The 25,177-nt window shown below is 43.1% G+C and carries 21 protein-coding genes; 8 read left to right on the top strand and 13 right to left on the bottom strand.

The window, feature by feature from the left end:
* Positions 1-9: 9 nt before the first annotated feature.
* The 4 genes from FQ082_RS00580 to yghU form a co-directional block, all read right to left on the bottom strand.
* Positions 10-1,254: a DUF819 domain-containing protein gene (locus FQ082_RS00580; RefSeq protein ID WP_149491646.1), complete on the bottom strand. Its 1,245-nt coding sequence runs from the start codon at positions 1,252-1,254 to the stop codon at positions 10-12.
* Between the two features lie 281 nt (positions 1,255-1,535).
* A complete protein-coding gene (locus FQ082_RS00585) occupies positions 1,536-3,200 on the bottom strand; it encodes a DEAD/DEAH box helicase (protein ID WP_020443552.1) in 1,665 nt (554 codons plus the stop codon).
* A gap of 650 nt (positions 3,201-3,850) precedes the next feature.
* Complete coding sequence (locus FQ082_RS00590; protein WP_262498107.1) at positions 3,851-4,930, bottom strand: DUF1176 domain-containing protein; 1,080 nt, start codon at positions 4,928-4,930, stop codon at positions 3,851-3,853.
* A 462-nt stretch (positions 4,931-5,392) separates the two neighbouring features.
* Complete coding sequence (gene yghU, locus FQ082_RS00595; RefSeq protein ID WP_149491648.1) at positions 5,393-6,235, bottom strand: glutathione-dependent disulfide-bond oxidoreductase; 843 nt, start codon at positions 6,233-6,235, stop codon at positions 5,393-5,395.
* Between the two features lie 385 nt (positions 6,236-6,620).
* On the opposite strand from yghU, the gene FQ082_RS00600 reads away from it, so the two are divergent.
* Entirely contained in the window at positions 6,621-7,997 is a 1,377-nt protein-coding gene (locus FQ082_RS00600) for a DHA2 family efflux MFS transporter permease subunit (protein WP_133104662.1), read from the top strand.
* A 138-nt stretch (positions 7,998-8,135) separates the two neighbouring features.
* Here FQ082_RS00600 and bfr (FQ082_RS00605) read toward each other — a convergent pair whose 3' ends face one another.
* The 3 genes from bfr (FQ082_RS00605) to FQ082_RS00615 form a co-directional block, all read right to left on the bottom strand.
* Positions 8,136-8,609 (bottom strand): bacterioferritin, encoded by a 474-nt coding sequence (gene bfr / locus FQ082_RS00605; protein ID WP_149491649.1) that lies wholly within the window; start codon positions 8,607-8,609, stop codon positions 8,136-8,138.
* Between the two features lie 62 nt (positions 8,610-8,671).
* Positions 8,672-9,160 carry a bacterioferritin gene (gene bfr, locus FQ082_RS00610; RefSeq protein WP_011513715.1) on the bottom strand — a complete coding sequence of 163 codons (489 nt, stop codon included), beginning with the start codon at positions 9,158-9,160 and terminating at the stop codon, positions 8,672-8,674.
* 299 nt (positions 9,161-9,459) lie between these two features.
* A complete protein-coding gene (locus FQ082_RS00615) occupies positions 9,460-9,651 on the bottom strand; it encodes a bacterioferritin-associated ferredoxin (protein WP_011513716.1) in 192 nt (63 codons plus the stop codon).
* A 288-nt stretch (positions 9,652-9,939) separates the two neighbouring features.
* Here FQ082_RS00615 and FQ082_RS00620 point away from each other — a divergent pair, with 288 nt between their 5' ends.
* Positions 9,940-10,263 (top strand): ArsR/SmtB family transcription factor, encoded by a 324-nt coding sequence (locus tag FQ082_RS00620; RefSeq protein WP_149491650.1) that lies wholly within the window; start codon positions 9,940-9,942, stop codon positions 10,261-10,263.
* 117 nt (positions 10,264-10,380) lie between these two features.
* Here the strand turns inward: FQ082_RS00620 and FQ082_RS00625 are convergent, their stop codons facing one another.
* The 5 genes from FQ082_RS00625 to FQ082_RS00645 all read right to left on the bottom strand — a co-directional run bounded on the left by FQ082_RS00625 (position 10,381) and on the right by FQ082_RS00645 (position 15,801).
* Positions 10,381-11,103 (bottom strand): sulfate/molybdate ABC transporter ATP-binding protein, encoded by a 723-nt coding sequence (locus FQ082_RS00625; RefSeq protein ID WP_011513718.1) that lies wholly within the window; start codon positions 11,101-11,103, stop codon positions 10,381-10,383.
* 82 nt (positions 11,104-11,185) lie between these two features.
* Positions 11,186-12,118 (bottom strand): sulfate ABC transporter permease subunit CysW, encoded by a 933-nt coding sequence (cysW, locus tag FQ082_RS00630; RefSeq protein WP_011513719.1) that lies wholly within the window; start codon positions 12,116-12,118, stop codon positions 11,186-11,188.
* Positions 12,118-13,002 (bottom strand): sulfate ABC transporter permease subunit CysT, encoded by an 885-nt coding sequence (gene cysT, locus FQ082_RS00635; RefSeq protein ID WP_149491651.1) that lies wholly within the window; start codon positions 13,000-13,002, stop codon positions 12,118-12,120. The genes cysW and cysT overlap by 1 nt, the downstream gene beginning before the upstream one ends.
* A gap of 266 nt (positions 13,003-13,268) precedes the next feature.
* Complete coding sequence (locus FQ082_RS00640; RefSeq protein WP_149491652.1) at positions 13,269-14,366, bottom strand: sulfate ABC transporter substrate-binding protein; 1,098 nt, start codon at positions 14,364-14,366, stop codon at positions 13,269-13,271.
* 286 nt (positions 14,367-14,652) lie between these two features.
* Positions 14,653-15,801, bottom strand: a complete 1,149-nt coding sequence (locus tag FQ082_RS00645) for a sulfate ABC transporter substrate-binding protein (RefSeq protein ID WP_262498108.1) — start codon at positions 15,799-15,801, stop codon at positions 14,653-14,655.
* Positions 15,802-16,406: 605 nt separating this feature from the next.
* On the opposite strand from FQ082_RS00645, the gene FQ082_RS00650 reads away from it, so the two are divergent.
* Entirely contained in the window at positions 16,407-16,925 is a 519-nt protein-coding gene (locus FQ082_RS00650) for a hypothetical protein (protein ID WP_149491654.1), read from the top strand.
* A gap of 89 nt (positions 16,926-17,014) precedes the next feature.
* Here FQ082_RS00650 and sat read toward each other — a convergent pair whose 3' ends face one another.
* A complete protein-coding gene (sat, locus tag FQ082_RS00655) occupies positions 17,015-18,268 on the bottom strand; it encodes a sulfate adenylyltransferase (RefSeq protein ID WP_149491655.1) in 1,254 nt (417 codons plus the stop codon).
* Between the two features lie 361 nt (positions 18,269-18,629).
* Here sat and FQ082_RS00660 point away from each other — a divergent pair, with 361 nt between their 5' ends.
* From FQ082_RS00660 to FQ082_RS00680, 5 genes are all read left to right on the top strand, one after another.
* The gene (locus FQ082_RS00660) at positions 18,630-20,315 is read left to right on the top strand and encodes a nitrite/sulfite reductase (protein ID WP_149491656.1); all 1,686 of its coding nucleotides are present in this window, start codon (positions 18,630-18,632) and stop codon (positions 20,313-20,315) included.
* The gene (locus FQ082_RS00665; protein ID WP_149491657.1) at positions 20,308-20,904 is read left to right on the top strand and encodes a DUF934 domain-containing protein; all 597 of its coding nucleotides are present in this window, start codon (positions 20,308-20,310) and stop codon (positions 20,902-20,904) included. Before FQ082_RS00660 ends, FQ082_RS00665 begins: the two co-directional genes overlap by 8 nt.
* Before the next feature lie 82 nt (positions 20,905-20,986).
* Entirely contained in the window at positions 20,987-21,625 is a 639-nt protein-coding gene (locus tag FQ082_RS00670; RefSeq protein ID WP_149491658.1) for a phosphoadenosine phosphosulfate reductase family protein, read from the top strand.
* 240 nt (positions 21,626-21,865) lie between these two features.
* Positions 21,866-23,437, top strand: coding sequence for a siroheme synthase CysG (gene cysG / locus FQ082_RS00675; protein WP_149491659.1), 1,572 nt, complete (start codon positions 21,866-21,868; stop codon positions 23,435-23,437).
* A 136-nt stretch (positions 23,438-23,573) separates the two neighbouring features.
* Positions 23,574-25,127 (top strand): exonuclease SbcCD subunit D C-terminal domain-containing protein, encoded by a 1,554-nt coding sequence (locus FQ082_RS00680; RefSeq protein WP_149491660.1) that lies wholly within the window; start codon positions 23,574-23,576, stop codon positions 25,125-25,127.
* The last annotated feature ends 50 nt before the right edge of the window (positions 25,128-25,177 follow it).

Below are 25,177 nucleotides of genomic sequence, written 5' to 3' on the forward strand. Positions count from 1 at the left end.
AAAACTCCATCACCCCACCACCAACCGCATCATCTGGGTACTGATATAACCACCAAAGGTACCCACGGCATAGCCTAAAATACCCAAAAATACCCCAACCGGTGCTAGTGACGGGTGAAATGCTGTGGCGACAATCGGTGCCGATGACGCGCCGCCAGTATTGGCGTTGGAGCCGACCGCCAAAAAGAAAAACGGTGCACGAATTATCCTAGCGACCGCAAAAATAATCACGACGTGAATGCTCATCCACAATAAACCAATGAGTAGTAATCTCCACTGCGAGACAATACCTGCAAGATTGATTTGCATACCGATAGCGGCAATCAATATGAAGATAAAGACGGTACCAATTTTTGAAGCACCAACATGATCAAGTCTGCGTATTTTAGTGAAAGAGAAGACCACGCCGATTAACGTGATGATCACTACCATCCAAAAAAACGAGCTGGCAAAGCTATATTGTACTGCCCAACTGTAAGGGGCAAAGAAGCCTGCTATTTGCCCGCCTACGAAATGCGCCACCCCAACCATGGCAAAACACAAACCAAACATCACCATCAAGTCATTTAAAGTCGCTGGACGAGCATTGTCACGCTCATAGCTCTCAACGGCTTTGACGACCTTATCAATGCTACTGCTATCCGCCCGTAAAAACTTGTCAATCTTTTCACTGTGTTTTGCCATGACTAAGATGGCCAGTAACCACAGTGAAGCATTGGTAGTATCAACCAATATCATCATCCCAAACAGATCATCACTGACGCCAAACAGCTCCTTCATCGCTGCTTGGTTTGCCGCGCCGCCGATCCAACTACCAGCAACCGCTGAAAAGCCGCGCCATAGCGTGTCATCGGTAAACATCTCAGGCGACACCCATTTAGCGATACCCAAGCTAATAGGACCACTAATGACAATAGCGATACTAGCAGCGAAGAACATCGCAATCGCTTTCCAACCTAGACCCAATATCTTCGGTACATCCATCGACAAGGTCATTAACAGCAAACTGGCTGGCAACAGATAAGTGGCGGTAAAACCATAAATCTGCGAGCCAATACCGTCAGCGAAGACACCTAGACTATTTAGCGTCGCAGGGATAAAACAGCACAGTACGATACCCGGTAGCACCGCATAAAACCGTTGCCAAAACTTACCAGGCAATGCTTGGGTATAAAATACCAAACCAATAATCGCCATAATGATGCCAAACGCTAATGGCAAGCTTTCAATAGCTAAGTGAGAAATATCCGGCATCAACTGGCTCCACAGCACACGATGAATAAAAGTTTGTCAGTATAGACAAGGCAAAAAAAACGCGCAAGTAGCTATCGAGTGCAAAGCTTAATTTTAAAAGCTTTGAATAAGTCAGAGTTTTTAAATAGCTGCATATAATTGGGTCATATCTCTATATGGTGATTAATATCAAACTATTGGGCACAAAAAAGCCAGATAACAAGTATCTGGCTTTTTTTGCAATATCTTTAGACGATTAAGATATGATTATCAAAAATCATTAATCGTTTAAAGTAAAGCTATTACGAGTTGTTACCACGGTTGCCGCCAGTTGGACGACCTTGACCACGGCTGTCTGAACGACCAGCTGGGCGACCTTGGCTGCCACTTGGACGACCACGACCCGTTGCAGCACGCTCGCCACGTGGAACGCCAGTGCTATCGCCACGACTAGGAGCACCAGTACGCTTACCTTGATACGGCTTGCCACCTGAACGCTCATTTGGCTTACCTGACGCGTCACGTGGCTTACCTTGATAACCGCTGTCATTGCTTGCGCGTTGACCAGTCGGTGCGCTATCGCTTGAACGACCACGAGCATTAGCAGGATTACCTTGATAGCCACCACCCGCGCGACCACGACCTTGACCATTACCGCCGCCGTTTGAACGACCACGACCGCGGCCACGACCATTACCTTTATTTTCGCTAGGTACATAAGTCTTCTTAGGTTCCATACCTTCGATGATACATACTTCCATTTTGCGATCTAAATAACGATTGATAGCGTTTAGCTGTGGACGGTCATCCATGCTACATAAGCTGATAGCGATACCAGTACGACCAGCACGACCACAACGACCGATACGATGGACGTAATCTTCAGTTTGGCGCGGAAGATCATAGTTGATTACGTGCGAGATTGCTGGGATGTCTAGACCACGAGCGGCAACGTCAGTCGCTACTAGGATTTTGACTTTACCATTACGCAAGTCTTGAACGATACGGTTACGCTTGCTTTGTGGCAAATCACCATGTAGGAAGCTGGCTTTATGACCCGCTTCTTGTAGCTGTTTGGCCAGTTTTTCAGTGCTACGTTTGGTAGCAGCAAAGATAATGATCTGTTCCATATCTTGCTGGCAAACAATTTTGTCAAGCAAACGGTTCTTATGATCAAAATCATCACAGTAGTACACTTTTTCTTCGATATGTGCAGATTCTACTTTGATTGAGACACGCTCAGGGTTCTTAGTGAAGCTGGCAGCAATTTTACCTACTGGGCCATCCCAAGTTGCAGAACACATGATTGTTTGACGATCAGTAGGAGCAGCACGCAAGATGTCACTGATGTCATCAGCAAAACCCATGTCTAGCATACGGTCAGCTTCATCAAGGACCAAAATTTCTAGGCTTGATAAGTCAACGCGACCAGCATTGATATGGTCAAGTAAACGACCTGGGGTCGCAACGATAACTTGAACGCCTTTTTTCAAAGCAGTAATTTGACCGTTGTATGGTGCGCCGCCTACTAATGGCACACAGAACAGACCGCGCATATCTTTAGAGTACGTACGTACGCTATCATGTACTTGCTGAGCAAGTTCACGCGTTGGCGTTAGAATAAGTGCTTTAGTTAGTTTGTCAAAGCTAGTAGCGCGGCTTAAACGATCAAGAACAGGAATAACGAATGCGGCTGTTTTACCACTACCTGTTTGCGCTGACAATAGAAGGTCACGACCTGCTAGAGCAAAAGGAATCGCTTGTGCTTGAATAGGCGTTGGGTTGGTATAACCACTGCGATCAAGTGCAGTTAGAATAGGCTTAGCGATACCAAGATCAGTAAAAGTAACTTGGTTTTCATCAACAGCGTCAGTAGCAGCCGCTTGAGTATTTGTGTCAGTGTTTGGGGTGTCAGTGCTTTCGATGATACCGTTTTCAGCGGCAATTGCAGATAAGATGTCAGTCATGAGTATCCTTGGTAAGTATAAGCTGCTGTAAATTCAGCAAACTTGATGCATACCACTGATAACCGTTCACCACGCTACCCATATAATTTGATTATCAAAATCATGATAATTACATGCCAAACCCATAAGGCTTGTCAAAATTATATAAAGGCGTTCGTGCTGTCTGACGTATTTTGGTGGTAGTGCCGAGTGTCTCATCTTTGTCTGCTAAAAACTCGATATCAATGCTTATTCCAAAGCAGATAAAGGTAAATAACAACCAATCTAGCCCCTACAAGGGTCCGTAGATAAGATATGAGTCAAAAATAATAGGATTATTTAAGTACACAAAATCATCGGCAACAATTACTTTCGGTCATCCTAGACCCAAAATCGCAGGCGATGTTATCAATCTCATAATTCACATTAGACTATGCTAACGTGGCGACGCAGTATAACACAACAAAATCGTAATCAGTAGCTGTTTTTACGATTATTGTAGAAAACAGCTATAACACAAGAGTTGATGAGCTATACATGATTAATAATATAGGTATTTTTGCATTAAATATTTTTATCGTGTGCGCCGCATTTACGCTAAAGAATATCGAATAGATGATCATTACCGCTTTAAAAGAAAAGCAAGCAATGAGGCATTGTAGACATTGATATTAACGTGATAGTTTCACATCAGTGACGTATAGGGGCATCTGCCAAGCACCGCCCGCTTCAATCATACGGCACAGACCAGTGCTACTCTCATGACTTTTCTCAAAATCCTTACCCGTCCATAACCATTCGGTTTTAGAGATACAGTCGCCAAGACCCCGACCTTTTTGGACAGAAGTGATCTGACCCTTGTCGTAATCGGTAGCGTTGTTTGTGATCAGCTTTGGCTCGTATGGTTTGGTATCATTGATCACCCAGACACCCTTACCTGCATTATAAGCACCTGTCCAGCAATTATGCTGTACCAACAGCTGCTTGCTGTTTAGGCGATTGACATTCCATGACGATTTGTCATATAGGCTTGGGCAGTCGCTACTGATATCTTTTATGGTGCCTTTCATCAGATCTGATAACTGAGATGAGCGCATGACGAATTTTTTCTTATTACCTGAGGTGGCTTTTGGATTGGGCATCACCATCCGTATCGCTGGTATTGACTTAGGCGATAACACACTATTGTTAGATTTGCTTGCGCCCTCTGTACGAACAAAAGCACTGGCTGTGCCCACTCGACCTTGTGCTTCATCCGCTTTTAGCATGACCGCACTCGCCCCTTTATCGGACAAGCGCCAACGCGTATTACGGATAACCAGCTCTATCTTGCTTGATTTGGTCAGTGCCTCTAACAGCGCTGTGACTTGCGGTGAGGTGAGTTCAGCATAGCCAGCCGCACCTGAAAAAGGCTTGGCTTCGCCATAATCTCTATCATTAATAAATAAAGATATTCGGTGACGGTTACCCAACTGCATCAAGGCTTTGGCAGAATTTTCTCTTGCACCGCCAAGCTTGACCCGAGCATCAACCGTGGCATTGGCACCTGCACGGCGTATCAACAATAAAGACACTGGCAATTCGATATCATTGTCTGCTTGATAACCCGCCAGTCGGCAAGTACGTGTATTGTCACAGACCACTTGCCAATCTTGACTGGTAAAATCTATAGGCGTATCAGCACTAGCTGCGGCGCTGTATAACGCGGTACTGATAGCAGTAAGGAGGGGTAATAAAATTCTTTTTGACATGGTTTTTGTTATCTTTTTTGTTTTTTTAGACGGCGCTTTGATATGAGAGTTATTTGAGTATTTAGGTTTGACAACATCGCTCTGGCTACTAGGACCATTTGCACTCAATAAGAGGGTTGGTCTATTCCTAAGCATATCATTCTCCTTCATAATCATCATTCTTCAATAGAAGAGGTTTAAGCGCCTACCCTTTTTGGGTGGAGGCTGCTATCTTAACGTATCCATGTTTCTATCTGTTGTACTAATGTACCATTATGTAATTAACAAAGTATAGCTCAAATGCTTATATCTATATGTATATTTGGAATAATGAATATTTAAAATAGAAAAAGGTTAATAAGACAGGTGCTTATCAACCTTTTTGTTCGTCAACATACAGAATTATTTTATTTTTTACCTTTTATATCAAACATTTATGGATAAATAAATGAGCCACTTAGATGAATTATCGTGGCAATTGGTCTAAGCAATAGGCTCAAGGACTAAGTCCACCGCGCGTTTAACGGCTGGACGTTCAGCAATTTTTTTCGCCCAGCGCTGTAGATGTTGATACTCATCAACCTGTAAGAACTCAGCAGCATCGTATAATTTGCCAAGTGCCAATTGACCATACCATGCCCAAATAATCATATCGGCGATATTATAATCAGACTCCTCGTCTCCGCCCATATATGTATGGTCTTTTAGGTGGCGGTCAAGAACGTCAAGCTGGCGTTTAACTTCCATAGCATAGCGATTAATAGGATACTCCATTGGCTCTGGGGCATAGGCGTAAAAATGCCCAAAACCGCCACCTAAGAAAGGCGCACTGCCCATCTGCCACATTAGCCAAGACAAGCATTCTACCCTTGCCTTACCTTGCTGCATCGGAATGAATTTGCCAAATTTCTCCGCTAAGTACATTAAGATAGCGCCAGACTCAAAGATAGCAAGCGGATCGCCAGCTTCGCTAGGACTATGGTCGACCAAAGCCGGTATCTTTGAGTTTGGGTTAATAGCGACGAAGCCCGAGCCAAACTGATCGCCTTTTGAGATATCTATCAGATAAGCATTGTATGCGGCTTCCTTGATATCAAGCTCAGCAAGCTCTTCTAATAAGATATTTATCTTAACACCATTAGGCGTATTCAATGAATATAGCTGTAATGGCGCATCGCCTACTGGCAGTGCCTTATCTTGTCGTGCGCCAGCGGTTGGACTGTTGATACTTGCAAATTTGCCGCCGTTTTCTTTATCTTGTGTCCAAATTTTGGGCGGTATATAGCTCTCTATCTGATCGTTCGTAGAATTGTTATCCTGACTCATAATGTGACCTATTTTTTGTTGTATTGATTGTCATATTTTAGAAATGGTGGTTTCTACCATATACCTTCTACTATAACGGGGACTGATCCTGCTATTAAAGTCCTGTCTTGTAATTTATATGGTAGAGATGTTTAAGTGAAGTAGTATTTAGGATATAAGATAATGACAGATATTTTAAAAATTTATTAAGCCATTTCTTTTAGCTAAACCATTTCTTGTAGATAGCAACTATTTAGATCAGTCCTTTTGAATGGTTACTATGCTGCTCTTTAACTACTCGGCAGTTATTTTTATACTACGCATAATATAATGGCTTTGTTGAAAATTTACTGTCGATTAAGGTGAGTTTCAACGAGCCACGGTTTTAAGATATGGTGAAAGCAAAATGGTAGCCCTGACTCCAACGCAAGATAAATACCTACCTTATGTACTGGCGGTAGCGTTATTTATGCAAATTTTAGACGCTACTATTCTAAACACGTCCCTACCACAGATGGCACAAGCATTGGGCGAATCGCCACTACAAATGCAATGGGCAGTCATCAGCTACGCACTTACTTTGGCGATTTTTATTCCTATTAGCGGATTTTTAGCCGATAAATATGGCACACGCCGTGTGTTCTTGTCCGCCATTATCATATTTTGTATCGGCTCGCTATTATGTGCCGCTTCTCCGACATTAGACTTCTTAATAGGCTCACGTATTGTACAAGCTATCGGCGGCGCGATGATGACGCCGGTTGCACGCTTAATTTTGGTCAAGTCTTATCCGCGCAATAAGCTCTTAACGGTGATGAACTTTGCGGTAATCCCTGCTTTGGTTGCGCCATTGGTCGGACCAGTATTGGGTGGTTATATCGTACAGTACACCAGCTGGCACTGGATATTTTTAATCAACATACCCATGGGTGTTTTTGGTTTTATCATGGGCAAAAAACTGGTACCAGCGTTATTTGAGGACACCAAGCGTCTAGATTGGACAGGGTTTTTGTTGTTTGCCGCTGCCGCTTGTGGTTTTACCTTGGCAGTAGAATTTGGCGCACAAGTCGGGCGTGGGTTTTATGGGCTGATGCTTGGATTGCTGGCAAGTCTGTTGCTTGGTGCTTATATTTGGCACGCAAAACGTCGTACAGCTCCGCTATTTCCATTGAGTTTGTTTGATATCCGTACCTTTCGCATCGGTATCACGGGTAATTTGTTTACCCGATTTGGCATTAGCGCTGTGCCATTTTTGCTGCCGTTGCTTTTGCAGGTGGTGTTCGAGTACTCTCCCTCGCAAGCTGGCTGGCTACTTGCCCCTATCGCCGTAGGTGCTATCGGCATCAAGCCTTGGGTGAGTAAGATTATCCAGCGTTACAGCTATCGCACGGTATTAGTCTATAACACGACTTTTATGGGTATCTTGATTATCATCTTGGCGCAGTTTAATGATGCGGCGCAGTGGATGTGGTTTATACCTATTTTAACTGTCATGGGCGCATGTAACTCTATGCAGTTCAGTGCGATGAACACCATTACTATTGGCGACCTGCATGGTACTCAAACCAGTAGCGGCAATAGCCTGATGGCTGTCAACCAACAACTCGCCATCAGCTTTGGTATTGCCTTTGGGGCGGCGCTGCTCACTCTGCTACGTGAGCGCCTACAAATGGATACATTGGCTGCCTTTCAAACCACCTATTGGATATTGGGTGTCTTTACCATTCTCTCAGGATTGCATTTTTTACGCTTAAAACCTGAGGATGGTCGTGGTTTATATTAAAAGTGAGTATTGAAAGGCTGTATTTGAAATATAAAAAGTAATATTTGATAAAAAATAGACCAAAAAAAGCCAGCCTATGCTTGGGTTATGAGCAAAAAATAGGCTGGCTTATTGTGATTCAACGAGAATTACTAATATCTAATCGTCATTCATCTGCGATTGGATATAGTTTTGAATACCGACATCTTTCATTAAGTCTTCTTGCGTCTCAAGCCAGTCTTGATACTCTTCATTACCCTCTTTTAGAGTAACCAATAGCTGACGTGATACATAATCTTGCTGCGTTTCACACAAAGTAATCGCATCGGTAATAATGCTAAACTTTTGCTTTTCTAAGCGCAAATTGCAGTCAATCATTTCAGGCACGTCTTCAGCGATAAACATCTTGCCATAATCTTGCAAATTGGGTAAACCACCTAGCAATAAAATTCGTGCAATCAAATCATCAGACCATTTCATCTCTGCGATAGACTGTTTATAGAAATTTTCGTTTAATGATTCTAAGCCCCAATGGCGAGCAATACGTGCATGTAAAAAATACTGGTTGATGGCTATCAACGACTGACCCAGCACTTTATTCAGCGCGCGGATAATGTCTTTATCCCCATTCATATTCTCTCTCCCTATCTATTGGATATTTGATTTGATTATATAGCGATTATTATCCGTTACTATCAAACAAGATTTGAAGAGACTTCAGCCATCTGACTTTGCAAATAATTTGGCAGACCAATCATATCAATCAAGCGTAGCTGCTGCTCAAGCCAATGGGCATGATCCTCTTCCGTGTCTTTGAGCTGCACGACCAACATCTCGCGTGTGACATAGTCATGCGCTTCTTCACACATTGCGATACCGTCTTTAAGATGTTTTTGTACCTGATATTCTAAATTTAAATCAAGCTGTAGCATCTCAGGTACAGTAGTACCAATATTAATCGCGTCGACGCTCATTTTAGGCGTGCCGCCTAACATCAAAATACGACGAATAATTGCCTGTGCATGTAAGGTCTCATCTTCCATCTCATGGCTGATACGATCGTACAATTTACCGTAATGCCATTCTGCATACATCTCAGAGTGGATGAAATACTGATCACGAGCTGCAAGCTCACCACCTAACAAAAAGTTTAAATAATCAATCACTTTAGGGTTGCCAATCATCACTTACACTCCTGTATGTATCATTGTTTGTTATATACATTCATAATTTTGCATATATATAAAGTGCCATTCGTAAACCAATCAGTAAAGATTAAAATCAACGAAGGCCCTTACATATTAAGAAGGATATAGTAGCATAGAGAGAGCTTAACGCTTGTAACGATATGAACTGAGAATCATAACCAACCACTATTTGTATTGGCATGTCAGAAACTGGGCAATAGTACGCTCTTTATAGAAGTCGCTAAATGCAGTTTTGATGTGGAGTATCAGCGTAAAGCCTCATAACCCTTTAGCGCTTAAACAGCATAAGCCAATACTTCGAGCTTAGCATGATGCTCCTCGAGATAGTCATTTACCATAGGCTCACAGCAGCCGCAGCAAGTGGCGACATCTAACGTGTCTTTTAGACCATCTAACGTATCGATACCAGACGCGATAGCAGCTTTTATTTGCTTTTCTTTGACATCATTACAGATACAGACGTACATAAATGGGTTCCTACTGTGATTGACTAACGTGTTATTCGCTATAATAACGATAATTATTAGCATTTACAATAGTGTTTGGTGACTTTTTCAGTTAGGTTAATAACAGATTTATGGATATTTTGATCTTAATCAATCCATGTAACTGAATATAGTAATCCATGTAAACCGACGGTATCAAAGGTAGTAAAATGGCGACGAACTGTAAATTTGCTCATTTTTTAATCGATTTTAAGGATAACTGCTGTTATATTGTCCTCCTATTAACTAAATATACATTGGAATTGACCCATGTCTAATAATAATTCTATGATACAACCACTTGAGTTGTTTAAAGTATTATCTGACCCTACGCGCTTGAAGATTTTCCAAATCCTATATAATAAAGAATCACGCTGCGTCGGTGAGTTAGTAGAGATACTTGATCAACCACAGCCAACGATATCGCGCCACCTCAATCACTTAAAAAAACTGGGCATCCTAAATTGTGTTCGTGATGGAACTTGGATGTGGTACGAGGTCGCAAATGACTTGCCAGAATGGTGTCAAGACATTTTGGACACTACTTATAACCAGATATCAATCAAAGAAAAAGCCATGCTAAAACTAGCCTAATGCTAATGGGCAGTGAAAATTTTGCTTAAGTAACTTTGGCTTATATTAGCCGCATAAAAAAAGACCTCATGATGAGGTCTTTTTTTATGCGCTATCGCTAACACTCTTGATTGAACGTTAAACCAAGTCTAAGAAATCACTGACAAAGGCATTGGCTGGATGATGAATCAGCGCCTCTGAAGTGCCTACTTGCTCGACACGACCATGATTCATCACGACAATTTCATCAGATACCGCCCTTGCCTCTTCTTGGTCATGAGTCACCATGATGCTGGTGATACCAAGCTCATGATGTATGTCTTTTAGCCAAGTGCGTAGCTCTTTACGTACTTTGGCATCCAGCGCCCCAAATGGCTCATCTAATAGCAGTAGTTTTGGCTTAACTGCGAGTGCACGAGCCAGCGCAATACGCTGCCGCTGACCGCCTGATAGCTGATGCGGGTAAGCGTTTGCCACTTGTGGCAGCTGTACCAAATCTAATAGCTCAGCCACGCGCTTATCAATATCCGCTTTACTGGGGCGCTCGTTTTTTGGTAGTAATGTCAGACCAAAGCCTACATTGTCAGCAACATTTTTATGTCGAAATAACGCATAGTGCTGAAACATAAAACCAATGTGGCGCTTTTGTACCGGTGTATTGGTGACGTCTAGCTCATCAAATAATATCTGCCCAGAGTCTGCATACTCAAGACCGGCAATGATACGCAGCAAAGTGGTTTTACCGCAGCCTGAAGGACCTAATAAAGTCGTCAATTTGCCGGTAGGTACTGTGATATTGATATCATCTAAGGCAGTGAAGTTACCAAATTTTTTATTAACGTTACGAATCTCGATGCTCATAATGGTGTCTCTTATTATTTCTTTTATCGTAGCAGATAGTTTCAATAGTATGGCGTATAGCAATAGTGGCTTCTATGAACCGTTATGATTTTCCTGCCGATTCTGTAACAGTATCATTAGCACTGACTGGCAGTTCAGGCGCACTTATCAAACGTTCAGACTTGGCAAATTTGTGATCTTGTAGCTTGGTCATGATTTGCTGAATAAGTAACGTGACCAAAGCAAGTGCGGCAAGTAAGCTCGATAAGGCAAACGCGGCGGTAAAGTTATAGTCATTATAGGCAATCTCAACCAGTAGCGGCATAGTGTTAGTTTCTCCGCGAATATGACCTGAGACCACACTTACCGCACCAAACTCCCCCATCGCCCGTGCATTGGTCAAAATCAAACCATATAGCAGCGCCCATTTGATATTGGGCAGTGTCACATGCCAAAACGTTTGCCAACCCGTCGCGCCTAACGTTAATGCTGCCTGCTCTTCACTATCGCCCTGCGTTTGCATCAGCGGTATTAACTCACGCGCCACAAAAGGAAAGGTGACAAATAACGTTGCTAAAATAATACCGGGTACGGCATAAATTACCTGAAAACCCATGCTCTCAAGCCAGCCACCAATCGTAGAATTAAGTCCAAATAATAGAACAAACATTAAACCGGCTACAACGGGCGACACTGAGAATGGTAAATCAAGCAACGTCGTCACCAACTGCTTACCTTTGAAATGATAACGGGTCACTAGCCATGCAATGGCAATACCCATCACCATATTAATCGGTAAGACAATCGCCGCAGTAATCAAGGTTAGCCTAATCGCCTGCAAGGCTTCAGGGTCGACTAATGAGGCAATATATAATTCCCAGCCACCCTTAAAAGCTTCATAGAACACAGCTAGCAGCGGCACTACCAACATAATAACCATGAATAAAACCGCAATGATAATAAAGGTGCGGCGTACCCATGGCGTATCTTTGGTTGCTGGGTTGCTTTGGTAGTCGTAGCTATTAGAGATTTGCATTAGCGAGCTCCTACACGGCGCGACAGCTTCCACTGTACGATATTAATGGTCAATAAAATCACAAAGGAGATAAGCAGCATGAATAATGCAACGGCTGAGGCGCCTTGAACATCAAACTGCTCAAGCTTACTGATAATGATTAAGGGCAAAATTTCAGACTGCATCGGAATATTACCTGCGATAAAAATAACCGAGCCATACTCGCCGGTCGCACGGGCAAACATCATGCCAGCACCCATCAGTAACGCAGGCAACAGCTCTGGTAAAATTACCTTGCGAAATGTTGTCAAGCGATTGGCACCCAATACCGCAGACGCCTCTTCGAACTCAACCGATAACTCCGCAAGTACGGGCTGTACAGCACGAACAATAAAGGGGAAACTGACGACCACCAAAGCCAACCAAATACCTATCGGTGTAAAGGCCACTTGAATATCAAATTTGGCAAACCATTGCCCAATAAGACCATTAGGTGCATATAAAGTCGCAAGAGAGATACCCGTGACCGCTGTCGGTAGTGCAAAGGGTAAATCTACTAAGGCGTTTATGAAGGATTTGCCCCAAAATTCATAGCGTACGAGCACCCATGCGACCAGTGTGCCAAACACCATATTGGTTAGCATCGCCAAAAACGACATCCATAAGCTGAGTTTGATCGCCGCCGTGACTTGTGGTTGGCTAATAGTCTCCCAAAATCCCGTCCAGCCCATTTGGGTTGTGGTATAGGCCATCATGGCAAACGGCAGTACTACCAACAGTGACAAACTAAAGACAGTGATGCCCATACTTAACCCAAACCCTGGTAGCACATTGCGCTGACGCAAGCGTGTTAACCAGCCTTTTTTCGGCACGGGTTTGAGGGTAGAAGGTGTTGTTGCACTCATAATAGTGTCCTATTGCCTAGCTGATGGTACTTATCGTAAGCACTCTATCGTATCGATATAAAGAAAAAAGCATGATAAAAAGAGATTATGAATATGCTCATGGTATAAAGGACATAGCGTTGTCGGCCATGTCCTTTATGAGATTGACATAATTTCATGATGTCGTGCGTTACTGATTAATAGTCAAATAATGCAGTCGCTGTACTCAAATAAATTATTGAATAAGTAACAGCTTTTATCGTCGGTTACTCACAGTACTACCGTTGTTACTGAGGCGCATTAACCGCTAACTTATCAAACAAACCACCATCACTGAAATAGGTGCTCATGATCTCATCCCATGTGCCAAATGCATCATTCGGACGGAAGGTGTCGATAGGTGGCAATTTATCACTGTTTTTATCAAGAACACTCTTCACACTTGGGCGTAAGTATAAGTCAGCTGCTAATTGCTGGGCCGCATCGCTCCATAAGAAATCAAGATAAGCTTTGGCGGCATCTGTGGTGCCTTTTTTATCAGTGACGGTTTTTACGATAGCAACTGGGCTTTCAGATTTTATTGAATATTTTGGATAAACAATATCGACTTGACCGACGCCAAAATCTTTTGCTGCAAGGTTGGCTTCGTTCTCAAATGTTACCAAGACATCGCCGATACCACGCTGTACAAACGTCGTAGTCGCCGCACGTCCGCCACTTTCATAGACTTTGACATTTTTTAACATGTCTTTGACGTATTTTTCCGCTTGTGCTTCATCTTTATTAAAAGCATGTAAGCCATAACCATAAGCACCTAAGAAGGCATAGCGACCGTTACCCGTCACTTTTGGGTTTGCCATGACAATCTCAACACCCTCTTTGGTCAAATCTGCCCAATCATTGATGCCTTTTGGATTGTCTTTGCGCACTAAAAAGACGATGGTACTGGTAAAAGGGACGGCATTGTCTGGGAATTTGCTTTCCCAATCTGACTCAACCAAGCCTTTTTTCTCAAGCAGCTCAATATCAGAGCCTTGGTTCATGGTTGCGACATCGGCTTGTAGACCATTCGCGACCGACAGGGCTTGTTTACTCGAACCACCATGCGACTGCTTGATAAGAATATTGCTGTTTGGGTGCTCGCTTTTGTAATGATCAACAAATAATGGATTGTAATCTTTATAAAAATCACGGGCGACATCGTAGGAGACGTTCAATATTTCGATGTCCTGCCCTTCTGTCGCTGCTGGCGTGCCCTCTGCATTGGCAGCTGGCTCAGTTTTTTCGTTGTTGCTACAGCCTGCAATACCTAAAGTGAGCGCCACACCGGCGATACTTAGGGCGCTAAGTGTCTTATTTTTATAACCTGTGGTATATGATGTCATGGCTGCCTCAAAAAATGTCTGATAAGTAATGTAAGTATGCTAACAGTGCTATCTTATTATGTTTAATGATGAATATGTGTATGTTATTGCCAAAATGGAATAAAGAAATGAGAAATATAAGATTATCAATAACTTAAATCTATCAGTAATGCATAGGTCAAATATTTTTAATGATCATTGGCTATCCGCCAATAATTTAGCCATTTGATTCAACCTTTCATCTAAGCATGAATGTCTGAATCAAATGGCTTATAACTGAACAACTTGATTACCTTTTTGGTTACCTTTACTGCACGCTTGCCAGCTTATCAAAACGCCCGCCATCAACAAAAAACGTCTCCATAATCTGTGTCCAAGGACCAAAGACACTGACTGGCTCAAACGTCTCAATATCAAGCAAAGTACCTTTATGGGCGGCAAGTACTTGCTCATTACTAGGACGCATGTACATCTGTGCCATCAGTTCTTGCGCTGGCGTGTCCCATAAACTCTTTAGATAGGTGTTTGCCGCTTCTGTTTTGCCCGCTTTGTCAGTCACCGCATTCACCACTGCAACAGGATTGGCAATCAACACTGAATAACTTGGATAGACGATATCGACTTGCCCTTTGGCAAATTGCTTGGCGGCCAAATGCGCTTCGTTTTCGGTCGTGATAAGCACGTCCCCTAGACCGCGTTGGGTAAAGCTGGTCGTTGCGGCGCGCGCGCCATTGTCATAAGTGACGACGTTTGCCAAAAGTTGTTTGATAAAGGTATCTGTTTTGGTAGAGGTTTCGACAGTTTCTTTAAAATGATGCAGACCATAACCGTAGGCACCTAAAAAGGCATAACGCGCCGTACCACTGGTTTTCGGATTGGGTATTACTATAGCTACGTCACTACGTGCCAAATCTTGCCAGTCTTTAATACCCTTTGGATTGCCGCTGCGTACCAATAGAACCATGGTACTGGTATAAGGGACCGCGCCGTTTGGTAGCGCTTTCTGCCAGTCAGCAGCAACCAAGCCTTTTTCAACCAATAGATTCATATCGCTTTCTTGGTTAAAGGTCACCACATCCGCTTGTAGACCATTAGCAACCGACAGTGCTTGCTTACTCGATCCACCATGTGACTGATTGATATGTACTTTGCTGTTGGGATGCTCTTTTTGGTAGCCTTTGGCAAATAAGGTATTATAGTCTTTATAAAAATCGCGTGAGACATCGTAAGAGACATTCAACAAATCAATATCTTGTGACGGCGCTGCTGATTTTTGGGCGCCGTTTTGGGTCTCACTTTGCTTAGATTCAGTAGGGCTACAGCCCGTCATGTATACCGCCATTGTCAGCACACCGCCCATTATCAAGGTACGTGGTGCTTTATTTTGAATCACTTGATTATCAGTCATTGAGGTATGACGCAAAGGCTGATTCTTGGCTATATTGGTCGTTTGCATAGACGCTCTCGATAATGTCATGCTGCCACTTGTGGACCTTACTATTTTATTAATTCTATAAATAAGGATAACAAAGGCAGTGATGGTAAGAATTTTGGGAGATACATTGGTTTTTTTTGTTGATGAGAGATATGCTAGCAGTATAGATAACAAACGCTTAGTGACGAATACGCTTATCGAGTGGTGAACTTGGCATAAGCACGATGATTAGTAGCGCTATTATGAGTTGTTCTACAGTAGATATTTTCAACAGCTGTTTTTGCGATATAGCGATAAGCCGCCACTTTTGCGTAAGTTGCCGTATTGCTTGCTCAGTAGACGAATAGTTGTGTAATCTGTATCATCGCTGGCGCTGTATAGTCAGTCCTTAATAAAAGAAATACAAATAGTATCAATCACTACTGGGGTTAATTTTTCTTGCTTGCTGTGCCTACGCAGACAGAGGCTGCGAATAATAAACCCCAGTAGTTCCGTACTCTTTTAAAAGTGGATCAACTATAATCGCTGCAAATAAACGACTGCTACCTAAAACTGTTTAATTCAATCAAAAACATCCATTTTGCAAAGCCATTTTTATTACTTACTCACTTACCCAAGGCAACTTAATGATTACTTCTTTCTCTTGTTACTCGCGTTTTTTTGCTGCTCTTTCTTTAACAAGTGCAGCGCTGCTTGCTTTGAGTGGTTGTAATAACACTATAAAAGCCAATGTGGATAATCACAGCGTTACGCAACCTGCAGCGACACTCTCGCCTGCTGTAAAAGTCATCGTTGGTGACTATGCTTCTGAGGGTTATGCTAAGCGTACGCAAGGCGATGACTGGGTAGGCGTGATGGTCAAAGCAGACGGCGATAAGCAGATTGACATTAAGGTACGTGCGCGCAGCGATGTCAAAAAACCGACCTGCCATTTTGATGGCAAAGCAACATTGATGGGTCAAGATGATGCACACGGCATTATTTTTCAGAGCAAGGTCAATGACAGTACGGCTTTTTTTCAATTTAAAGATGATAAATTGACTATTGATAGCCAAGATAAATACGCGCTTAACTACTTTTGCTCTGGTGGTGGCACATTGGTTGGTGACTATCAAAAGTTGGCTGGTGATTTAGAGCTCAGCTAACCACGAGATGGTCAAAACGTTCAAATAACACAAAAAGGGTCAGACTTATCATCTGACCCTTTTTTATCTTTCATATTGAATATAAATTTTTATACCGCAGAAGCCCCGACCAATTTAACCTCAGCACGCTCATCAAAAGCGATACCAGCATAATAATCACGCAAAATCTGTAACACTTCTGGACGGCTAAAGTTCTCTGGTACATCAAGGTCTTCTGAGAGCGCTTTACGTAGTTTGGTTCCTGATACTTTGACATGTTCAGACGCTTCATGCGGGCAGGTTTTATCCGACGCCATGGCATTACAAGCATTACACCAAAACGTCCAGCCAATCTTTAACGGTTGGGTAATCAAATCATCTTTACCGACGTGGTCAAAAATGGTTTGCGCATCAAAAGCACCATAATAATCACCAACACCGGCATGATCACGACCAACGATCAGATGGCTACAGCCGTAGTTTTGGCGGAATACGGCATGTAATAATGCTTCACGCGGACCGGCATAACGCATATCAAGCGGATAACCTGCTTGAATAACGGTGTCAGCTCTAAAGTAATTGTCAATCAAGGTTTTAATGGCTTCTTGGCGTACGTCTGCTGGGATATCACCTGGTTTTAACGCACCCAATAATGAATGTATCAGTACGCCATCACAGATCTCAATCGCAATCTTGGCAAGGTATTCGTGTGAGCGGTGCATGGGATTACGGGTTTGGAAAGCCGCGACCGTTTGCCAGCCTTTATTGTCCAAAATTGCGCGGGTTTCAGCTGGTGTTTTATAAATCTCAGGATATAAGGTTGGAAACTCGCCTTCGCTTAGGACTTCAACGCTACCTGCAATGTTGACTTCACCTTGCTCCAGTACTTGCTGTACGCCAGGATGCTCTGGATCTGTGGTGGTAAATACTTGTTGGCACTCATGCTCTTTATCAATGGTGTAGGTTTCTTCCACCGTTAAAATACCCATAATCTCGCCATCTTGCGCCACCAATGCGACTTTATCACCTGTATTTAAGCTGTCAGCGGTTACTTTAGGTGCTGACAAAGTAATAGGAATCGGCCAAAACAAGCCCGCATTGTCACCACTTTGCAGGCGCATATTATCAACCACGCCCTGCCAATCGGCTTGATTCATAAAACCATTTAACGGCGTAAAACCGCCAATACCAAACATAATCAAATCACCGCGCTCACGTGAGCTAAGAGTAATCGTCGGTAGAGTGCTGGCAAGCTTCAACGCTTGGCTGCGCGCGTCCGTATCAACCAAAAGCGGCTTTAGCTCAGCGCTACCGTGTGGAGGAACGAGTTTTGATGATGTTTGATTGGCAATGATAGATGTCATAGTGATTTTACAACCTTAAGAGATGAGAGAAAGATGAGTAACTGTAGATAAAGGTAGTAGAGAAGCAATTGGGCGAATAAAGGGATAATGGCAGTACGCTAAAGCTATTTATTAAATGATTAAAAACTGCTCATTAAAATCAGGTATTGAATTCGATAAGCATAGGCTACCTAATTTTCGTTATGAAAATTTATGCTGTGTTTGGATATGTATATGACTGAAAGGAATTTATGTTTTGAAGTACAAGCTTATATGATGTAAAGCTGAACGGTACACATTGCGATCGACAACAAAATATATTACACACGCAAATCATTTTCGTCGCTGCTTTTAAGACTAAAAACAAAATTGAGATTACGTCATGTATCAATATAACTACGCTGACCAAACCTTGGTAGAAGAACGAGTCGCCCAGTTTCGCGACCAAACCGAACGGTTTTTGGCAGGCGAGCTGCCAGAAGAGCAATTTTTACCGCTGCGTTTGCAAAACGGTCTTTATATTCAGCGCTATGCACCGATGTTGCGTATCGCCATTCCATATGGCCTGCTAGCCAGCTACCAACTGCGTAAATTAGCAGAGATTACCCGTAAATACGATAAGGGTTACGGACACTTCACGACCCGTACCAATATCCAGCTGAACTGGCCAAAGCTAGAAGATGTGCCAGACATATTGGCAGAGCTGGCATCGGTACAAATGCATGCCATTCAAACGTCGGGCAACTGTATTCGCAACACGACTACCGATCCTTATGCCGGTATTCATCAAGAAGAGATTGCGGATCCACGCCCTTATTGCGAAATTATCCGTCAGTGGTCTACCTTTCATCCTGAATTTGCTTTTTTACCGCGTAAATTTAAGATTGCTGTCGTTGGTACTGCCAATGACCGCGCGGCGACGCAAGTACATGATGTGGGATTGCATGTAAAAACCAATGACGCAGGCGAGATTGGTTTTGAAGTATTGGTGGGTGGCGGTCTTGGCCGTACACCAGTGATTGGTAAAGTAATTAACGAATTCTTGCCACGTCAGCATCTGCTTAGCTATCTAGACGCTATTTTGCGCGTTTATAACCTGCATGGTCGCCGCGATAATAAATACAAAGCGCGTATCAAAATATTGGTCGAGAGCATGGGCGGTCCTGCCTTTGCTAAGTTGGTCGATGCTGAGTGGGAAGCTCATACCAAAGATGGTCCACTGACGCTGACCGATGCCAATTTTGACACTGCTATTGGCTTCTTTAGTGAGCCTGATTATGTTGGTTTTGATGCCTTACAAGTACAGTCTGACTTGCAACAGCAACTCAATGCGAATAAAGACTTTGCCGATTGGTATAACCAAAATACAGTCGCGCACAAAATAGCAGGCTATCGCGCTGTCGTCATTTCGCTAAAGGCAGGCTTGGTCGACGGAACCTACGTACCATCTGGTGATGTCAGCGAATCACAAATGGATGCTCTCGCGGATCTGTCAGACAAATATAGCTTTGGTGAATTGCGCGGTACTTATCAGCAAAATCTCGTATTCTCTGATGTGCAAACCAATCAACTATATGAGCTATGGGAACAGTTGGCGGATCTGCATTTAGCACGTGCCAACATAAACACATTAACAGATATGATTGTTTGCCCAGGTTGGGACTACTGCTCACTCGCCAATGCCACAACTCACAATATCGCTGAACAAATCGAAAAGCAGTTCGATGACCTCGACTATCTTTATGACTTGGGTGAGATTCGCCTCAATATGTCTGGCTGCATGAATGCTTGTGCGCATCATCATACGGGTGATATCGGTATTCTTGGTGTCGATAAAAAGGGTGAGCATTGGTATCAAATCAGCCTTGGCGGTAACTCTAGTAACGATGCCAAAGTCGGTAAAATATTGGGTAAAGCAGTACCAGCCGAAGATGTGGCGATTACCCTACAAAAAATACTGGACGTCTATTTAGAGCAGCGCATGAGCAATGAGAACGACGTAGAAGCTTTTAGTGACTTGGTCAATCGCGTTGGCGTGGCACCTTTTAAGGAGAATGTCTATGGGTAATCATCATGTGTTAAACAGCAAAGGTATTGATATCGGTCAAAGTGATACGTGGTTGGCGCTTAATACCGATGAGCTACCAGATGGCATTGCTCTTAGCCATATATCGCTGCTTGAGCTATTACATAAACAAGAAAAGTTCGATATCGTATTGCCGCTCATGGATTTATTGAATGCTGAAGGCAAGCTTGCTGGCGGGCTATTACAGCAGCTGAACGAGCTATTGACTGAACATGCCAGCCGTGTTGGCGTTTGGGTTACGTCAGATAATGACACCGATACATTGGTTGGTTTGTCAGAGTTTTTATTACAACAAGATTTGATTGTTATTCATGTACCGGCCTTTACCGACGGACGCGGTTTTAGTTATGCGCAAACCATGCGTCAAATAGGCTATCAGGGCGAGATTCGTATGGCGGGCAAGTTTGGCCGTGACCAAATTGCTTACCTTTTACGTGCGGGCGCAGATAGCTTTGTGCTCAGTGAGCATGATATGAAATCTATCTCTGATATCAGTCAAGCATTTAATGCGCTTGCTAGCAGCTACGATGGACGCGATGCTAGCGCATTACCGATGTTTGCAGGCACTTAGTTTTAGAATAAATCATGAGCACTTATATTAGTTACTTTTCACTCAAATCATTTTTACATGAACTTTCATCAAGGAATCTACCATGAGCCAATTACATCCGAATCTAGATATCGATCAAGCCAACCAAGACTTGCAAGGTCAAACGCCAGAACAAATCGTAGAATGGGCATTAAGCCAAGCGAAAAACCCAATCATTACCACTAACTTCCGTCCTTACGAGTCTGCGATTTTGCATTTGGTCGCATCGCTGCGCCCTGATATCACCGTATTGTGGGTAGATTCTGGCTATAACACTGACGCCACTTACCAGTTTGCCAATAAAGTCATCCGTGATTTAAATTTAAATGTGATCACCTATATTCCTAAGCAAACTGCTGCCCATCGTGACGTGACGATGGAAGGTATTCCTGGTATTGATAACCCACTACATGATGAGTTCACCGATCAAGTGAAGCTTGAGCCATTCCGCCGCGCTTTAGATGAGCTAAAGCCTGATGTTTGGTTCAATGCTATTCGTAAAGATCAAACCGAATTCCGTCAAGGTCTTGATGTCCTGAGCTTGTCTAAAGACGGCGTGTTAAAAGTCGCACCGTTGTTTGATAAGACAGATAGCGATTTGGATGTTTATCTTGAAGAACATAACCTACCTAATGAGTTTGATTACTTCGATCCAACTAAAGTAGAAGAGCATCGCGAATGTGGCTTGCATACGCAGTTGTAATTGCTAAATACAGAATTGTGATTTAATAAATACAATGCATAAAAATCCCGCTTAACCGGTTTACACCGAGTTAAGCGGGATTTTTTTAGTATCTTGATTTTATATTGCTATTCCCTTTCTCAAAAAAAACTACTTTTAATATCTCAAAAACGAATATACTAATGCCAATACATTACGTGAGCCTGCGCAACTGATAACTCATAATAGCAGTATATATTCAATTGAATGACTGGTCATACTATGAATACCTTTCCCCTATTTTTTAAATTAGAAGATCGTAAAGTACTGATTGTTGGCGGCGGTGATGTGGCATTACGCAAAGCTGATTTGCTGAGCCGTGCTGGCGCGTGTATCACTGTCCTTGCGCCAAGCATTAGCCATGAGATACAAGCCTTGCTCAGTGATAGTAAGCACGCGCTGATTTATGAGAATTATAATAAAACCTATATGACAGATTCGCGCGTTATTATCGCTGCCACTGACGATGAGATGCTCAATCACCAAATCCATGCTGATGCCACTGAACTCAACATTCCGGTAAACGTCGTCGATACGCCGCATTTATGCGATTTTATCTTCCCTGCCATTGTCGATCGCAATCCCATCGTGATTGGTATCTCGTCCAACGGTAAGGCACCGGTACTCGCACGTTTATTGCGGGCAAGGCTAGAAACCTTGATTCCACAAGGTTATGGTAAATTAGCCAAGCTTGCTGGCGAGTTTCGAGGTGAGGTTAAAGCCAAAATTCCAACATTGACTGGACGTCGGCAGTTTTGGGAGCGCGCCTTTGAAGGTCAAGTCAGTCAATTGATGTTTGCCGGTAATGAAAACGAAGCCATCGCCCAACTGCAAGCTGATCTGGATAACACAGCGGCAAATATCACTGCAAAAAATGCTACAGATGAATCAACAGAAGCCCAAAATACGATGGGCGAAGTCTATATCGTTGGTGCTGGTCCCGGTGACCCAGAGCTTTTAACTTTTAAAGCGTTACGTTTAATGCAGCAAGCGGATATTGTCTATTATGATGCGCTGGTGTCACCGCAAGTATTGGATTTGTGCCGCCGCGATGCCGATAAAGTATTTGTGGGCAAGAAACGCAGTAATCATGCCGTTGCACAATTGGGCATCAATGAGCTGTTGGTTAATAGCGCAAAAGAAGGTCGGCGTGTGGTGCGTTTAAAAGGCGGTGACCCGTTTATCTTTGGGCGTGGCGGTGAAGAGATTGAAAGTTTGCGCTCTCACAATGTTCCGTATCAAGTAGTGCCAGGCATTACCGCTGCCAATGCCGCTGCTAGCTATGCTGGTATTCCGCTGACCCATCGTGACCATTCGCAGTCAGTACGTTTTGTGACAGGGTTTTTAAAGGCAGGCTCGCCTAATAATAACTTCAAAAGTTTTTTGAATACTGATGAAACAGTCGTATTCTATATGGGTCTGCATTCGCTACCGCGCTTGACGGAAGGTTTGATTGACGCTGGGCGTAGCGCAAAGACCCCGATTGCTATCGTCTCTAACGCCAGTATGTCCAATCAGCAAGTATTGACGGGTACACTTGCCAGTATCGTTGAATTACAAGTACAACATCAACTACCTACGCCTGCTCTACTCATCATGGGTGATGTCGTCAGCTTACATCATGATTTGGCTTGGTATAATAATAAAAAGACCTCAGAAAACGATAATAACTGGTTACGAGGCGGTACTGCTACGACACCAAAACCAAATCCTAACCAACAAGCGCATGCACTATCTATGATTGCTAATTTGGCAACAGAAGATGGTGGTCTTGAGCAGTTAGTGATTGATTAAAAGCCTTTTAACACGCCTTTTTAATTATAAGCCCTGCCAATTTAGTGGTAGGGCTTTTTTATGATTGCAACAGAGCAAACTTCTCCAATCCTTGCTAGAATAATGGCTGTCTTTTTATTTACCACTAAGCCTCATTATGCCTGTATCTGCTGTTACGCCTCTTACTATCCTGCACACCTCTGACTGGCATTTGGGACGCAGGCTTTATGGACGTCTGCGCTATGATGAATTTGCCGCCTTTTTAAACTGGCTACAGGACACCATTAGTGCGCAGCAAGTGGATATACTTATTGTCGCTGGTGATATCTTTGATACCATGACGCCAAGTAATAAAGCCCAAGCGCTGTATTATGAGTTTTTAGGCAAGGTTTCAAAATCATGCTGTCAGCATGTCGTCATCGTCGCAGGCAACCATGACTCACCGACATTTTTGGATGCCCCGAGTAATGTACTTAAGTTTTTAAACGTCCATGTCGTTGGTACGGCTTGTGATGACTTAAATGACGAAGTGATGGTGTTAGATGATGCAGCCGGTACACCGCATTGCATTATCGCCGCTGTCCCTTATCTGCGTGATCGTGATGTGCGTGGCAGTCAGGCTGGCGAGTCAGCTCAAAGCAAAGACGCCAATGTTATCAAAGGTATCTGCGCGCACTATGATGAAGTCGCAGATATTGCTAAAGCCAAACAAGCTGAATTATTAAAATCGCATAAGCGCCATATTCCTATTATTGCCACAGGGCATCTGTTTGCTGCCGGCGGCACCACTACTGATGATGATGGTGTTCGTGAGCTATATGTTGGCTCGCTTGGTAAAGTCTCCGCTGATATGTTCAGTGAAAGCTTTGATTACGTGGCGCTTGGGCATTTACATGTGCCGCAGCGCGTCGGTGGGCGTGAAACCATTCGATATTCAGGATCACCCATTGCAATGGGCTTTGGCGAAGCACGTCAGCAAAAGCAAGTATTGCTCATACAGTTTGGCACGGTGCTAAAAAACAAAGAGCTAACACTGGAAAATACCTCTGAGAGCAGCCCTCATCAGCTGAACAACACCCTTATTAACACTGATAAGACCGTAGAAAAAACCGTTAAAAAAGCAGTCAATCAGGCGGCAAGTTTTATGGATGACCTATTTGCTGATGTCGAGTCTCTAGAAAGTGATCAGCATAGTGAAACGAGTATTGAAGAACCCTCTGAACAAACAGAAGTTATTCTAAGCACTCCTTTCACTTTACCCGCCACGCCACTGCATCATGATACCGCCCGTCAGATGCAAGTTACCTCACTCCCTATTCCAAAGTTCCAAAACTTGGCGCAAGTATCAGGTGATTTGGAGACTATTAATCAAAAAGTTGATAAGGTTATTGAAGCTCTGTCTGATACAGAATCGGTCTGGTTAGAGATTATTTACACTGGTGATGAGGTGATTAGCGAATTGCGTGAAAGTATTCAAGCGATGGTAGAAGGCTTACCGTGTGAGGTATTAAAAATAAAAAATACGCGCACTTATAACAAAGTCCTTAATCAGCAACAAATCTCTGAGACGTTACAAGACTTAAATGAGCAAGAAGTATTTGAGCGTTGTTTAGCCACTCATAACATCCCTGACGAGCAAAGATTGACCTTGCGAGAGGCTTATGAGCAAATCGTTTATGATCTGCACCATGCAGATACTCAAGCTGAATAACATATAAAACTCATCAGCCTGATACAACGAACAGTAAATTATCACCACTA

Source organism: Psychrobacter sp. ANT_H56B, from assembly GCF_008369245.1.
Taxonomy (GTDB): domain Bacteria; phylum Pseudomonadota; class Gammaproteobacteria; order Pseudomonadales; family Moraxellaceae; genus Psychrobacter; species Psychrobacter cryohalolentis.